The following is a 12,971-nucleotide window of genomic DNA, read 5'->3' as shown; positions in this document are numbered from 1 at the left end:
GGGCACCCGTTGACGGAATGGGTCGCCCACTGCAACGGACGGCCACGACGCATCGACAGCGCCCGTCTCGCCTGCTGCAGAATACGATCTTGCCGCTGGGTGTCTTCACGCACCCCCAGACTGGTTCCCGGCCCGCCCGGCGGTCGGCATCCGGGAAAGGGCAGGTCAGTCGCCTGCAGTCATACGCGTTTCCGCCCAGGGGTGGCGGTACGGCAAGATGGGGTGTATCTGCCCACTGCCAGTTTCAAGCTGCCGGACGGTTTCTCTTGGCTGAGTTCATTTACACCATGCGCAAGGCGCGCAAAGCGCACGGCGACAAGGTGATCCTCGACGACGTGACGACGAGCTTCCTCCCGGGGGCGAAGATCGGCGTCGTCGGCCCGAACGGCGCCGGCAAGTCGACGATCCTGAAGATCATGGCCGGTATCGAGCAGCCGTCCAACGGTGACGCCTTCCTCACTCCCGGTTACACGGTCGGCATCCTGCTCCAGGAGCCGCCGCTGAACGAGGAGAAGACCGTCCTGGAGAACGTCCAGGAGGGTGTCGCCGAGATCAAGGGCAAGCTCGACCGGTTCAACGAGATCGCCGAGCAGATGGCGACCGAGTACACCGACGAGCTCATGGACGAGATGGGCAAGCTCCAGGAGCAGCTCGACCACGCCAACGCGTGGGACCTCGACGCCCAGCTGGAGCAGGCCATGGACGCCCTGGGCTGCCCGCCCGGCGACTGGCCCGTCACCAACCTCTCCGGTGGTGAGCGCCGCCGCGTCGCGCTGTGCAAGCTGCTGCTGGAGCAGCCCGACCTGCTGCTGCTCGACGAGCCCACCAACCACCTCGACGCCGAGTCGGTGAACTGGCTGGAGCAGCACCTCGCCAAGTACCCGGGCACCGTCGTCGCGGTCACCCACGACCGGTACTTCCTCGACAACGTCGCCCAGTGGATCTGCGAGGTCGACCGTGGTCGCCTCTACCCCTACGAGGGCAACTACTCCAAGTACCTGGAGACCAAGGCCGCCCGCCTCAAGGTCGAGGGCCAGAAGGACGCCAAGCGGCAGAAGCGGCTCAAGGAAGAGCTCGAGTGGGTGCGGTCCAACGCCAAGGGGCGGCAGGCCAAGTCCAAGGCGCGTCTGGCCCGCTACGAGGAGATGGCGGCCGAGGCCGACAAGATGCGGAAGCTGGACTTCGAGGAGATCCAGATCCCGCCGGGCCCGCGCCTGGGCAACGTCGTCGTCGAGGTCAGCAACCTCAGCAAGGGCTTCGGCGACAAGCTCCTCATCGACGACCTCAGCTTCACGCTCCCCCGCAACGGCATCGTCGGGATCATCGGCCCGAACGGCGCCGGCAAGACCACCCTGTTCAAGATGATCCAGGGCATCGAGCAGCCGGACTCCGGCGCCATCAAGGTCGGCGACACCGTCAAGATCTCCTACGTCGACCAGAGCCGCGAGAACATCGACCCCAAGAAGACGTTGTGGGCCGTGGTCAGCGATGAGCTCGACTACATCAACGTCGGCCAGGTCGAGATGCCGTCCCGCGCCTATGTCTCCGCCTTCGGGTTCAAGGGCCCGGACCAGCAGAAGCCGGCCGGTGTGCTCTCCGGCGGTGAGCGCAACCGCCTGAACCTGGCGCTCACCCTCAAGCAGGGCGGCAACCTGCTGCTCCTCGACGAGCCGACCAACGACCTCGACGTCGAGACGCTCTCCAGCCTGGAGAACGCGCTGCTGGAGTTCCCGGGTGCGGCCGTGGTCGTCTCCCACGACCGGTGGTTCCTGGACCGCGTGGCCACGCACATCCTCGCGTACGAGGGCGAGTCCAAGTGGTTCTGGTTCGAGGGCAACTTCGAGTCGTACGAGAAGAACAAGATCGAGCGCCTCGGTCCGGACGCCGCCCGTCCGCACCGCGCCACCTACAAGAAGCTGACCCGGGGCTGATCGATCTTGCGGCACCTCTACCGCTGCCCGCTGCGCTGGGCGGACATGGACGCGTACGGCCACGTCAACAACGTGGTGTTCCTCCGCTACCTGGAGGAAGCCCGTATCGACTTCCTGTTCCGCCCGGAGAAGGACTTCAAGCAGGGGTCCGTGGTGGCACGCCATGAGATCGACTACAAGCGGCAGCTCGTCCACCGGCACCACCCGGTGGACATCGAGCTGTGGGTCACCGAGATAAGGGCCGCGTCCTTCACCCTCACCTACGAGGTGAAGGACGACGACCAGGTCTACGTGCGGGCCTCGACGGTGATCGTGCCGTTCGACTTCGAGGCGCAGCGCCCGCGCCGGATCACCGCGGAGGAACGGGAGTTCCTGCGCGAGTACATGGACGACGCCGAGGAGGAGGCCGTCGCCGCATGACGGTGCTCCACCTCGCCGACGAGGGGGAGGCGGCGGATCTCGCTGCCTTCCTCTCCCGGCTGCTCCACTACGACCGCGGCGCCGCGGTGCGTCTGCAGGCCGCGGGCACCGCACTGGCCGTCTTCGGTCGGCCGCCGTCCTTCGAGGTGCTCGCCGTGCGGGCGGTGCGGCTGGCGAAGCCGTACGAGAAGGGTCTCGAGGCCACGCTGGACGTGACCGTGTCCGCCGGTGAATTCCTGGAGACGGTGGACGAGAAGGCCGGCACGGCCGTCGTGCCGGGCGCCGTGACCGGGCCGCCGTGGGCCGGCGTGCTGCCACCTCGGGGCGACTGGCGGGCCGAGCCGGGGCTGCCGGAGCCCGAGGCGCTGCGCGAGCTCGTGGCCGCCGTGATCGCCGAGTTCCGTACGCGTACGCAGGAGTTGCCCCCCGAGGGGCGGACGCGGGCCGAGCTGGACCGGATCGGCCGGGACGTCTGGTCCCGCACGGTCGGGGACACCCGGCTGCCCGTCCGCGCCGTGCACGCGGCGCACTCCCTCGGCTTCATGCGCCCCGGTGTGCCCCTGGCACTGTTCTCGTCGGGCGCGTGGCTGAGGCTGCGCACGCCGTACGGGTCCGTCGCCGTACGCCGCGCCGGGCTCGGGGCACTGGACGTCAGCGTCCGCTGAGCCCCCCCGGAGCGTCCCGGCGACGCGCCGCAGGCCTCAGCCCGCGGTGTTGACCATCGACGCCGCCGCGTACGTCAGGTAGTTCCACAACGTGTGCTCGTGCTCCTCGGACAGGCCGAGCTCCTCGACGGCGACGCGCATGTGCTTCAGCCACGCGTCGTGCGCCGCCCGGTCGACGGCGAAGGGCGCGTGCCGCATGCGCAGCCGGGGATGACCGCGGTTCTCGCTGTACGTCGTGGGGCCGCCCCAGTACTGGATGAGGAACAGCACGAGGCGCTCCTCCGCCGGGCCCAGGTCCTCCTCGGGGTACATCGGCCGCAGCAGCGGGTCCTCGGCGACCCCCTCGTAGAAACGGTGGACGAGCCGACGGAAGGTCTCCTCCCCGCCGACCTGCTCGTAGAAGGTCTGCTCCTGAAGCGTGCCGCGCCGAATCTCATTCACGCGATCCATGGTCTCAGACGTCCCGGCATAGGACTCAAGACCTAGGACCCTGCCCCTACTGTGGAGGCATGGGCGGGCACGCACCCGGCAGGGACATCGACTCTCTCGCGGCCGTCGCGCGGGCGGCGCTGGTGCGGCGGATCGAGGCGAGCGGGGCCTGGACCGCCGACCCGGGCTGGCGGGAGGCCTTCGCGGCGGTCCCGCGGCATCTCTTCGTGCCGTACTACTACGTCGGTGTCGCCGGCGGCTACGAACGCCGCTGGGGTGAGAGCGCCGACCCCGAGGCGCGGGAGCGGTGGCTGCGCGGCGCCTACGAGGACACCCCGCTGGCGACCCGGCTGCGCGACGGCGAGCTGCTGTCCTCCAGCAGCCAGCCGTCCCTGATGGCGGACATGCTGGCCGCGCTGCGCGTCGAGGACGGTCACACCGTCCTGGAGATCGGCGCCGGCACCGGCTACAACGCGGCGCTGCTGGCCCACCGGCTGGGCGACGACAAGGTCACGACCGTCGACCTCGACCCGGAGATCACCGAGTCGGCCCGCCGCCACCTGGCAGCGGCCGGGTACCACCCGGCCGTCGTCACCGGCGACGGCGCCCGGGGCGTGCCCGAGCGCGCGCCGTTCGACCGGATCATCGCCACCTGCGCCCTGAGCGGCGTCCCGCGCGCCTGGGTGGCCCAGAGCCGCCCCGGGGGCCGGATCCTCATGCCGCTGGCCACCGGGCTGATCCTGCTGACGGTGAGCGGTACGGGGCACGCCGAGGGACGCTTCCTGCACACGCCCGCCTACTTCGTGCCGCTGCGCGGCGCGGGCCGGCCCGGGGGCGAGCCGGTCCAGCTGGGCGGGGTCCCGCACCGGGCGCGGGAGGACGACCTGTTCCGGTTCCTGCTGGCCCTGACCCGGGGCAGCCTGGACCCGCAGGAGGCCCACGCGCTGTGGGAGCAGGAGGGCAGACCGCAGCGCGAGCGCTACGGCATCACGGTCGGCGGGGAGACGGAGTGGGCCTGGCTGGACGACCCGGAGGGGCCGTACGCCTGGCCCCTCCCGTCGTGAAAGGTCTTCCGCCGCGGGACTGGACCACCCCCGGACGCGACGATGCCGCAGCCCGCCTCCACGGCGGACTGCGGCACCGGAGCCGTCCGTCACCGCCTCTCGGCAGAGGCGGATCGTGATCGTCCGTGCGGCCGGAGCGGGTGTCTCAGCCGCGGCGGATCGTGATCGTCGTCCAGGCGCCCACGTGCACCCGGTCGCCGTCCCGGAGCGGTACGGGGACGAAGGGCTGGATCGGTTCCTCCGAGCCGTTGACCGTCGTGCCGTTCGTCGAGTTCTGGTCGACGACCGCCCAGCTGCCGTCCGGCTGCTGGACCAGCACCGCGTGCTGGTGCGAGACGCCCGGGTCCTCCGGCGGCGTCGACAGGTCGATGTCGGGGGTGTCGCCGGTGGAGTGCCGGCGGCGGCCGATCGTGAGCTGGTTGCCGGTGAGCGTGCGCTGCTGCTCGGGCGAGTACGCAGGCAGGTTCAGGCCCGCGGCCTCGGGGCCGGAGCGCTGCATCATCGCCATGAAGTAGTCACGGTCCGGGCCGATGGTCGCCGTCCACGTCGCAGGTCCCTGCGGCGCCTGGGGCTGCTGCGGGAAGCCGCCCGGGCCGGGCGGGGCCTGGGTCCCGCCGGGCTGGGGGTAGCCGTAGCCGCCCTGACCGGGGCCACCGGGGCCGCCCTGGCCGCCCGGGCCGGACGTCGGCGGGGAGATCACCCAGTCGTCGTCACCGCCGCCGAAGGACGGACCGCCCTGCTGCGGGGGCCGCTGGGTCTCCTGCGGGAACCCGGGCGGGGCCGGCGGGCCGGACGGGTGGAACGACTGCGGAGCACCGGGGCCACCGGGGCCACCGGAACCGCCCGGGCCGCCGGGGCCGGGCGGGGGCGGGACCGGCCGCGAGGGGTCGGCACCGAAACCGCCGGGGCCGCCGAAGGCGCCGGGACCACCAGGCCCACCCGGGCCGGGAGGGCCGCCGAAGCCACCGGGGCCGCCAGGACCGCCGGGGCCGGGCGAGGTCGGGGCCGCGCCGGGCTGCGGGTAGCCGTAGCCACCGCCCTGAGGGCCGCTGGGCCCGCCGGGGCCACCCGGGCCGGGGCGGCCGGAGGGGTCGCCGCCGAACGGCGGGATCGGCTCGGCCGGGCGGTTCACCTGGGACGGGCGCGAGCCCTGGTACTCGTAGGAGTCACCACCGCCGTACGACGGGCCGGGGGGCGGTCCGCCCTGCTGGCCCGGTGGCTGGAAACGCCCGCCCGGCCCGGGCGGCGGGGCCGCGGGAGTGTAGGACGTCGCCGTGTTCGTCAGGAAGTTCCACCGGCACTCCTCGCAGAACGGGGCGCCGCCCTCGCGGGGCGTGCGGCACTGCGGGCAGAGCTCCGGCTCGGCGTTCGGCACGGCGGACAGGTGCGGCGGGCGTCCACCCGGACCACCCGGGCCGCCGAGACCACCGGGCCCACCAGGACCGCCGGGAGGGCCACCGGGTCCACCGGGGCCGCCCGGTCCGGCGGGGGGCGGGAAGCCGTAGCCGCCGGGCGGGGGCGGCGGGGGAGGAGGCGGAGGCACGGCACCCGCCATGCGGTGACCGCAGACCTCGCACCAGTCGTCGGAACCCGACTGGTGTCCGTTCGGGCAGGTCGGCATGTCGGCGCGTCCCTCCTTCGATCTCTTCTAGGTCACTTCTTGACGCGAACGGTCTTGGTGGAACGGGTTTCGAGCGTCATCTCGTCTGCCTCCGCGACCTTCGCCTTCAGTCGCACAGTACCGGTCGCGGCATCGACCACGTCCACCACCTTCGCAAGCAGTTTCGCAGTATCGGCGTTCCCCGAGGCACTCGCGAGCTGAACGGCCCGGCCCAGTTTGGCCGTTGCGCCATCCATATCGCCTGACTTGCGAAGATCCAGCCCTTGTTGGATGACTTGTGCCAGTTCGGCCTGCCCGGTGTAGTGGGCGACCTGAGGGTTGATCGACGTCGAGGCGACCATGTCGTCCGTCCACACGGCCCGCACGAGGCCCTGTGCGCCGAGGTTCTGGACGCTTCCGTCGGGCTGCGGAATGACCAGTGAGATCCGGCCCGCCAGCATCTCCCGCCCGATGTTCGCGACCGGGACCTCGATGCAGACGTGGTAGTCACGCGACTCGTCCCCCCAGGAACCAAGGGGGTAGTCGCCGGCACGGGGACTCGCCTCGGTGCGCCGGCCGGTCAGGTCCTCGACCGTCGGCGCGACCTGCTTGACGAACTTCACGATCGTGTCGACGGGGGTCCACAGTCGCAGGGAGACGTCCGCGACCTCCTTGCCCATCGCCGTCTCCATCATCTGCGTGAAGTCCGCGGCGAGCGCGGCCGGATCGGCGACGATGTCGGCGGTGCCGAGCAGGGCGGAAGCGATCCCTGTGACTTCTTTCACTTCCCAGTCGGTGCCCACACCGCGGGCGTCACACGTGAAGCGCCCGGCGCACGCGTCGAGCGCGGCTTTGAGGTCCTGGGGCGACTCGTGCTCGTTGCGGCCGTCGGTGAGCAGGATGCCGTGCCGGATCGCGACGTCCACGGAGGACAGCAGACGGTCGGCCAGTTTCAGCCAGGTACCGATGGCGGTGCCACCGCCCGCGCTGAGCGAGCGCAGCGCCTGCTTGGCCTGCTCTCGGGTGGTGGCGTCGGCGACCGCGACGCGCCCACCGCCCGGGTAGACCTCCTTCGCCACGTGCGTCCCACCGATCACGGCGAAGTGCACGCCGTCGCGCAGCGTGTCGATCGCGGCTGCCGTGGCGTCGCGGGCGTTGCGCATCTTGGTCGGCGGGTAGTCCATCGACCCGGAGCAGTCGACCATGATCGCCACGGCCGCGGACGGGCCCTGGCCGGGCGAGTAGAGGTGGGGCGCCGCGACCGCGCTGCCGATCGTGCCGCCGCCGGTCGCCGTCACCGTGACGATGGCGTTGACCTCGCCGGCGCCCTCCGGCAGGTACTCGTTCTGGTAGACGTCCACCGAGAACTGGGGCACGTTCGACTTCGAGAAATTGGCCATGCCTGCTTCGATCCCCCTCCAAAGCCCCCGCCGCGGCGGGGTGATGACGGTAGGCGGACCGGTCCCCTCCGGTCCGCCGAGGCGTCCGGCGTACGTGGCCTCAGGCCGATCCTGCCCCCTGGGGCACGGCCGGGAACGGCACGAGCGCCACTGTTACGTTGTCGTGGCCCCCGCCGTCCAGGGCGTGGCCGAGGAGCACCCGGGCGCTGTGCAGCGGATGGGTGGCCGCGTCGAGCGGGACGACCCGGGCCATCTCCTCGGCCGCCTCCGCGTAGTTCCACAGGCCGTCCGTGCAGACCACCACCACGCCGGGCCGGTCCGGCTTGAACGCGGCGGTGTGCGGTTCCAGCTCGTAGGCGTCCGCGCCCAGCCAGCCAGTGATCGCGTGGGCGCGTTCGTCGGCGTAGGCCTCCGCCTCGTTCATCAGGCCCGCGGCGACCATCTGGGCGGCCCAGGAGTCGTCCTCGGTGAGCCGGGCGGGGGGAGCGCTGCGGTCGACCGGGACCCAGTAGGCGCGGCTGTCGCCGACCCAGCCGACGATCAGCAGGCCCGACGTCACCACGGCGCCGACGATGGTGCACGCGGGGGCGTTCTGGTGAGGGGCCTGCTCGAGGGCCGTGGCGGGTTCCGCGGCCAGTGAGTTGACGGCCCGCGAGGCGGCGAGGATCGCGTCGTGCATCGCCTGCTGCGGGTGGGTGCCGCGCGGCAGGGCCGCCAGCAGCGTCTCGCCCGCCGCCCTGGACGCCGCCGCGGAGGCGTCGTCGGGGCGGGTCGCCGAGGAGACACCGTCGCAGACGATCGCGACGGAGGCGGGGGAGCCGTCGGGCAGCGCGGTGGTGCCGATGGCGAACGCGTCCTCGTTGCGGTGGTGGCGCAGGCCGCGGTCGCTGACCGCGGCCACCGGGCCGGACTCCTGCTCCATGTGGTCCCGTTCGCGCGGCTGGGCGTGGCCGCAGTTCTCGCAGTAGCCGTCGTCGTCCACGCGGCCGGCCCGGCAGGCGACGCAGACCTTGCCGCCGGCGCCCGCGGCCTGGGCCGCGAGGTCGGCGGACACCCGTGGGTCCGGTGCCTGGAGGAGGTACTCGTCGGGCTGTGTCTGGTAGATCTCCGGTGATGCGGCGGATCCGTCGGCCTGCTGCGGCCGGTCGAACCGCACGCCCCCGCCCGCGGCCGGCGGGGCGCTCGGCGGCGGGGGTGTCCCAGGCGGCAGGGCGGAGCCGCCCGAGTCCGTGCCCGGCAGGTCCGCCGGCAGGTGCACCGCGTCCGGGGCACCCGCGCCGTCCGGCCCGGGCGCGGGCCAGGCCGTGCCGGCGGGGGGCGCCGACGGCGGCTCGGGATACTCACCGGCAGGAGCGCCCTGGGCGGGCACCGAGCCGTTCATGGTGAGGGTCGGGCTGTCCTGCGGCCGTTCCGGCACGGCGGACAGGTCGTATCCGCACGCGCCGCAGAAACGGTCACCCGACTCGAGGGGTTCCTCGCAACTCGGGCACTTCGACAGAGCGGCCTGCCGGGGCATCTGCGACATCAACTACACCCACGTCCGGGGGCGGTAACGGTTGGCACGTTCCACCAGGTCGATCCTCTCCTCGCCGCCCCGCGCCAGCCGGGCCAGCGTGCGGTACGAGCGTTCCAGACCGAAACGCAGGCCCCGCTCGTCCAGGCCGCTGCCGAGCAGCGTCCGTCCCCCGGCGGCGGGAGGGGCGGAACCCTGGCCCCCGGAGAGTACCCAGTCCAGCGCGCAACCGAGGACTTCGGCCGACAACTGCTCGCGCCGCGCCGGATCCAGACCGTACGCCTCCAGCGCCTCGACCTGCGCGGCGGCCGCCGTCAGATCCCCCAGGAACGCCGCGTCGGAGGCGCTCGCCGTGCGCTCCCGCAGCCGCGCGCGCACGGCCGCCACCCGGGCGGCCGTGTAGTGGATGGAGGACTCCGGGACCGACTCCAGCGTGCGTACGGCGCCACGTCGGTCCCCGGTCGCCAGCTCGACGCGCGCCAGGCCGAACGCGGCGCTCACATGGCTCGGGTCGGTCGACCACACCAGCCGGTAGTACTCGGCGGCGTTGTCGAGCTGGCCCAGCACCTCCGCGCACAGGCCCAGCGCCAGCTTGGGCGCGATCTCACCCGGGAAGGCGTCGTAGATCGCGTCGAAGGCGAGGGCGGCTCCCTCGTCGTCGCCGGTCACCAGGGCGGCCAGGCCCCGGTACCAGACCACCCGCCAGTCGTCGGGCCGCTCACCCTCCAGCGAGACCAGTGCCTGCAGCGCCGCGGTCGGATCGCCGGTCTCCAGCCAGGCCCTGATCTGCCTCAGCCGCGTCTCGATCGACGGGGCGGGGGCGGCCGCCAGGGCGCCGAGCAGCTCGCCCGGCGCCGAGGTCATCAGGCCGGCCAGGAAACCGGCGTTGGGGTCGGTCGGGTCCACCCGCGGGACGGGCAGGGCGAACGCGGCGGCTGGAGTGTCGACGGGCTTGACGAGGCTGTGCACGGGCCCGGGTCGCTGCGGACCGGGCAAGGCGGCGGGAGCACCGGCACGGGCCCGGGACCCCGGCACCCGGGCCCCCAGGCGGGACACCTCGCCGGCCGGCCGCGGGAACAACTCCGTGTCCGTGACCCGCAGTTCCGGACCGAACAGCGTGGACAGGGCGGGGCGGGCGCGACCCGTCTGGAGGGAGACGACCTCCCGCAGGACGCCCGTCAGCTGCTCGGTCATCTCCTGCGCGGAGGCGAACCGGCGGGCCGGGTCGGGATCCGTGGCCCGGACCAGGAGCCGGTAGAACGACTCGTACTGCCGGAACACCTCGATGTGGTCCGGGTCGGGCAGCGAGTCGGCGTAGACGTTCGTGTAGCCCTGGAAGTCGAAGGTCATGACCGCGAGGGTGCGGGCGACGGTGTAGAGGTCGCTCGCCACCGACGGGCCCGCCTCGGCCACCTCCGGGGCCTGGTAGCCGACCGTGCCGTAGATGGCCGACTCCTCGTCGTCCATCCTGCGCACCGCGCCCATGTCGATCAGCTTGAGCTGGTCCTCGGTCTGGATGGCGTTGTCGACCTTGAAGTCGCAGTACAGCAGGTTCCGGCTGTGCAGGTGGCCGAGCGCCTCCAGCGCCTCGATGCCGTACGCGCAGGCCTGTTCCACCGGCAGCGGGTCACGTCTGCCCTGCGGGGTGCGGCGGGCGTTGGCGATCTCCTTGAGCGACTTGCCGCCGACGTACTCCATCACGATGTAGCCGTCGAGCGAGCCCGTGCGCTGGTCCAGGTGCTCCACGAAGTTGTAGATCCGCACGATGTTGGCGTGCTCGATCTCCGCGAGGAAGCGCCGCTCGGAGATCGCCGCGGCCATCGCGTCCTGGTCGCCCGTGTCCAGCAGGCCCTTGAGGACCACCCAGCGGTCCGAGACCGCCCGGTCGACGGCGAGGTAGATCCAGCCGAGTCCGCCGTGCGCCAGGCAGCCGACCACCTCGTACTGGCCGTGCACGACGTCCAGGGCCTTCAGCTTCGGCACGAACGAGTACGGGTGCCCGCACTTGGTGCAGAAGCCCTCCGTACGGCCCGGCCGGTCGCCGCGCGCCCGGCCCACCTGGGCGCCGCAGTCGGAGCGCGAGCAGAACCGCTTCCGCTCGGGCACCTCGGGGTTGTCCAGGACCATCTCGCGCGGGTCCGGCCGCGGGATCGGCGGCACCTGCACCAGACCGGCGCCCAGCCGGCCACGGGACCCGGAACCGGCGGCCGAGCCGGAGCTGCGCACCGACACCGAGCGGCCCGTCGACTTGCCCGACAGCGACCGCGACAGGCGCCCCGACACCGAGCGGCGGGACTTCGACGACTGGGACGACGTCCGCGAACCGCGGTCGCTGGAGCGGGAACTGCCGCTGCCGGCGGAGCCGCGGGAGCCGCCCTGGCCCCCGGCGGTGACGCCGGTGGGAGGCGAACCGACCATGCCGTCCCCGGAGGGGGTACCCCCAGGCGCGACGACCGGCGCCAGACCGCAGGTGTCGCAGTACAGTTCGCCGCCGCCGACGTCCTCGTACGTGCCCTCGCAACCCGGGCGCTGGCAGGTGCGTGGCGGCGCGCCGGCCGGCTCGTGCGCTGCCTGACTCATGGACTTCCCCTCGTCGCTCATGCGCCCGGCCCCCTCCGGTCGTCCTCGGGGACGGCCTGCTCCGGACGCCGCGGGCCCCCGCCGAGCAGTTCCGCGGCCGCGTGCTGGAAGCGCAGCACCGCCTGCTCGGCGGCCCGCAGGTCGCAGGGGGCGCTCCACAGCATGCGGCGCGCCTTCTCGTACCTCTCCACCAGCAGGGTGTCCTCGGCGAAGCCGTGCCGCGCGACCTTGGCCTTGTACGCGTCGAGACGGCCGCGCAGCTCGGCACGGACCGCCAGGGGGGCGGTGACCTCCGTCAACGACTCGCGGGCGCGCAGCAGTTCGTCCTCGGCCTTCTGCTCCAGCGACTCCAGCAGTGGGGACAGCCGGTGCCACTGCGCCTGCCTGCGGTATTCGGCCGCCGCCGCCAACTGCTCCTGCAGCACCGTCGGCGGTCCGCTGACCACCGGAACCTCCGTCGCCGCGATCTTCGCCAGGACCTCGCCGCGTGCCGTGCGCGCCTCGGCGAGCGTGCGGTCGGCGCGGCTGAGGATGTCCCGCAGCCGCACGATCCGCTTCTCGGCGTCCTGGCGGACCGCCAGGACGGCGTCGATCTCACGGCGTACGTCCTCCAGGGCGCGGGCCTCGCGGTCGTACACCGTCGTGTCCGGTCTGCCGCCGCCCGGCGCCGAACTGCCCTCCGCGGCCAGCCAGAACGCCAGCGGGTCCGAGACCACCTGCTCACGCAGCTTGGTCAGCACCCGCGTGATGCGCTCCAGGTCGTCACCGGCCGGGTGCTCGCCGGGGCGCACGCCGACCGAGTGCGCGAGCCGGCGGGTGCGCTGGAGTTCGGCCGCGAGCAGGTCTATCCGGGCCGGCAGCGCCGACCAGACCGCGTCCGCGGCGACCACCATGTCCAGGCTCGCCGCGTACAGCTCGTTCATCCGGTCGACGAGCGTGCCGAGCGAGTGGCGTTCGCTGAGCTTCGTCGGACCGGAGTGCAGCGTCGGGGCGTTGGCCGTGGCCGTGGCGCTGCCCGCGACGGTGACCGATTCGCCGTTCAGGAGCTCCGTCAGCTCCACCAGGTCCTCGCGGCTTGACCAGCGGCGGCGCGAGCGGATGTCGCGGGCGGAGCGCAGCGCGTCGGTGTACGCGTCGAAGTAGGTCCACAGCAGCGTGATCGACGCCTCCGTGGACGTCCAGCGCTCCCGGGTGACGCCGGTGAGCTCGGCGCCCTCCAGGAGTCTGCGGCCCGCGTGGTCCTGCAGGGCGAGGAGCGAGGTCTCGATCGCCTCGTGCTCCGCGCCGAGCCGCGCCAGCGCACGGTCCACCTCGTCCCGGTCCATCACCGGCCCGGTGGGTCCCGTGGCGCCCATCGATCACCTCTCGC

General features: G+C 72.8%; 10 protein-coding genes. 4 read left to right on the top strand and 6 right to left on the bottom strand.

Features of this window, described 5'->3' with window-relative positions:
* The first annotated feature begins 266 nt into the window (after window positions 1-266).
* Genes ettA through AB0B29_RS02800 form a run of 3 tightly spaced genes read left to right on the top strand, consistent with a single transcriptional unit; the run spans window position 267 to window position 3,016 of the window.
* The gene (gene ettA / locus AB0B29_RS02810; protein ID WP_362233026.1) at window positions 267-1,931 is read left to right on the top strand and encodes an energy-dependent translational throttle protein EttA; all 1,665 of its coding nucleotides are present in this window, start codon (window positions 267-269) and stop codon (window positions 1,929-1,931) included.
* Window positions 1,932-1,937: 6 nt separating this feature from the next.
* Window positions 1,938-2,351: an acyl-CoA thioesterase gene (locus AB0B29_RS02805; RefSeq protein ID WP_362233024.1), complete on the top strand. Its 414-nt coding sequence runs from the start codon at window positions 1,938-1,940 to the stop codon at window positions 2,349-2,351.
* Entirely contained in the window at window positions 2,348-3,016 is a 669-nt protein-coding gene (locus AB0B29_RS02800) for a hypothetical protein (protein WP_362233021.1), read from the top strand. The genes AB0B29_RS02805 and AB0B29_RS02800 overlap by 4 nt, the downstream gene beginning before the upstream one ends.
* Window positions 3,017-3,052: 36 nt before the next feature.
* Here AB0B29_RS02800 and AB0B29_RS02795 read toward each other — a convergent pair whose 3' ends face one another.
* Window positions 3,053-3,466 carry a globin gene (locus tag AB0B29_RS02795; RefSeq protein WP_053671759.1) on the bottom strand — a complete coding sequence of 138 codons (414 nt, stop codon included), beginning with the start codon at window positions 3,464-3,466 and terminating at the stop codon, window positions 3,053-3,055.
* A 59-nt stretch (window positions 3,467-3,525) separates the two neighbouring features.
* On the opposite strand from AB0B29_RS02795, the gene AB0B29_RS02790 reads away from it, so the two are divergent.
* Window positions 3,526-4,509, top strand: a complete 984-nt coding sequence (locus AB0B29_RS02790; protein ID WP_362233018.1) for a methyltransferase domain-containing protein — start codon at window positions 3,526-3,528, stop codon at window positions 4,507-4,509.
* A 145-nt stretch (window positions 4,510-4,654) separates the two neighbouring features.
* Here the strand turns inward: AB0B29_RS02790 and AB0B29_RS02785 are convergent, their stop codons facing one another.
* The 5 genes from AB0B29_RS02785 to AB0B29_RS02765 form a co-directional block, all read right to left on the bottom strand.
* Window positions 4,655-6,130 (bottom strand): FHA domain-containing protein, encoded by a 1,476-nt coding sequence (locus tag AB0B29_RS02785; protein ID WP_362233015.1) that lies wholly within the window; start codon window positions 6,128-6,130, stop codon window positions 4,655-4,657.
* Window positions 6,131-6,162: 32 nt separating this feature from the next.
* A complete protein-coding gene (locus tag AB0B29_RS02780; protein WP_362233012.1) occupies window positions 6,163-7,509 on the bottom strand; it encodes a vWA domain-containing protein in 1,347 nt (448 codons plus the stop codon).
* Window positions 7,510-7,609: 100 nt separating this feature from the next.
* A complete protein-coding gene (locus AB0B29_RS02775) occupies window positions 7,610-9,034 on the bottom strand; it encodes a PP2C family serine/threonine-protein phosphatase (RefSeq protein ID WP_362233009.1) in 1,425 nt (474 codons plus the stop codon).
* Between the two features lie 3 nt (window positions 9,035-9,037).
* Complete coding sequence (locus AB0B29_RS02770) at window positions 9,038-11,602, bottom strand: serine/threonine-protein kinase (RefSeq protein WP_362233007.1); 2,565 nt, start codon at window positions 11,600-11,602, stop codon at window positions 9,038-9,040.
* 17 nt (window positions 11,603-11,619) lie between these two features.
* Window positions 11,620-12,957: a hypothetical protein gene (locus AB0B29_RS02765; RefSeq protein ID WP_362233004.1), complete on the bottom strand. Its 1,338-nt coding sequence runs from the start codon at window positions 12,955-12,957 to the stop codon at window positions 11,620-11,622.
* Window positions 12,958-12,971 lie beyond the last annotated feature (14 nt).

Origin of the sequence: Streptomyces tibetensis, assembly GCF_040647715.1 — a bacterium.
In the GTDB taxonomy this organism is placed as follows: Bacteria; Actinomycetota; Actinomycetes; order Streptomycetales; family Streptomycetaceae; genus Streptomyces; species Streptomyces tibetensis_A.
The sequence above is the reverse complement of the archived record's forward strand: the minus strand, read 5'-3'. Positions and strand labels throughout refer to the sequence as shown.

Excerpts from the sequence above, each read along its gene's own strand:
- AB0B29_RS02800 (WP_362233021.1), top strand. The coding sequence starts at position 2,348 with ATGACGGTGCTCCACCTCGCCGACGAGGGGGAGGCGGCGGATCTCGCT.
- AB0B29_RS02795 (WP_053671759.1), bottom strand. The coding sequence starts at position 3,466 with ATGGATCGCGTGAATGAGATTCGGCGCGGCACGCTTCAGGAGCAGACC.
- AB0B29_RS02790 (WP_362233018.1), top strand. The coding sequence starts at position 3,526 with ATGGGCGGGCACGCACCCGGCAGGGACATCGACTCTCTCGCGGCCGTC.
- AB0B29_RS02785 (WP_362233015.1), bottom strand. The coding sequence starts at position 6,130 with ATGCCGACCTGCCCGAACGGACACCAGTCGGGTTCCGACGACTGGTGC.
- AB0B29_RS02780 (WP_362233012.1), bottom strand. The coding sequence starts at position 7,509 with ATGGCCAATTTCTCGAAGTCGAACGTGCCCCAGTTCTCGGTGGACGTC.
- AB0B29_RS02775 (WP_362233009.1), bottom strand. The coding sequence starts at position 9,034 with ATGTCGCAGATGCCCCGGCAGGCCGCTCTGTCGAAGTGCCCGAGTTGC.
- AB0B29_RS02770 (WP_362233007.1), bottom strand. The coding sequence starts at position 11,602 with ATGAGTCAGGCAGCGCACGAGCCGGCCGGCGCGCCGCCACGCACCTGC.
- AB0B29_RS02765 (WP_362233004.1), bottom strand. The coding sequence starts at position 12,957 with ATGGGCGCCACGGGACCCACCGGGCCGGTGATGGACCGGGACGAGGTG.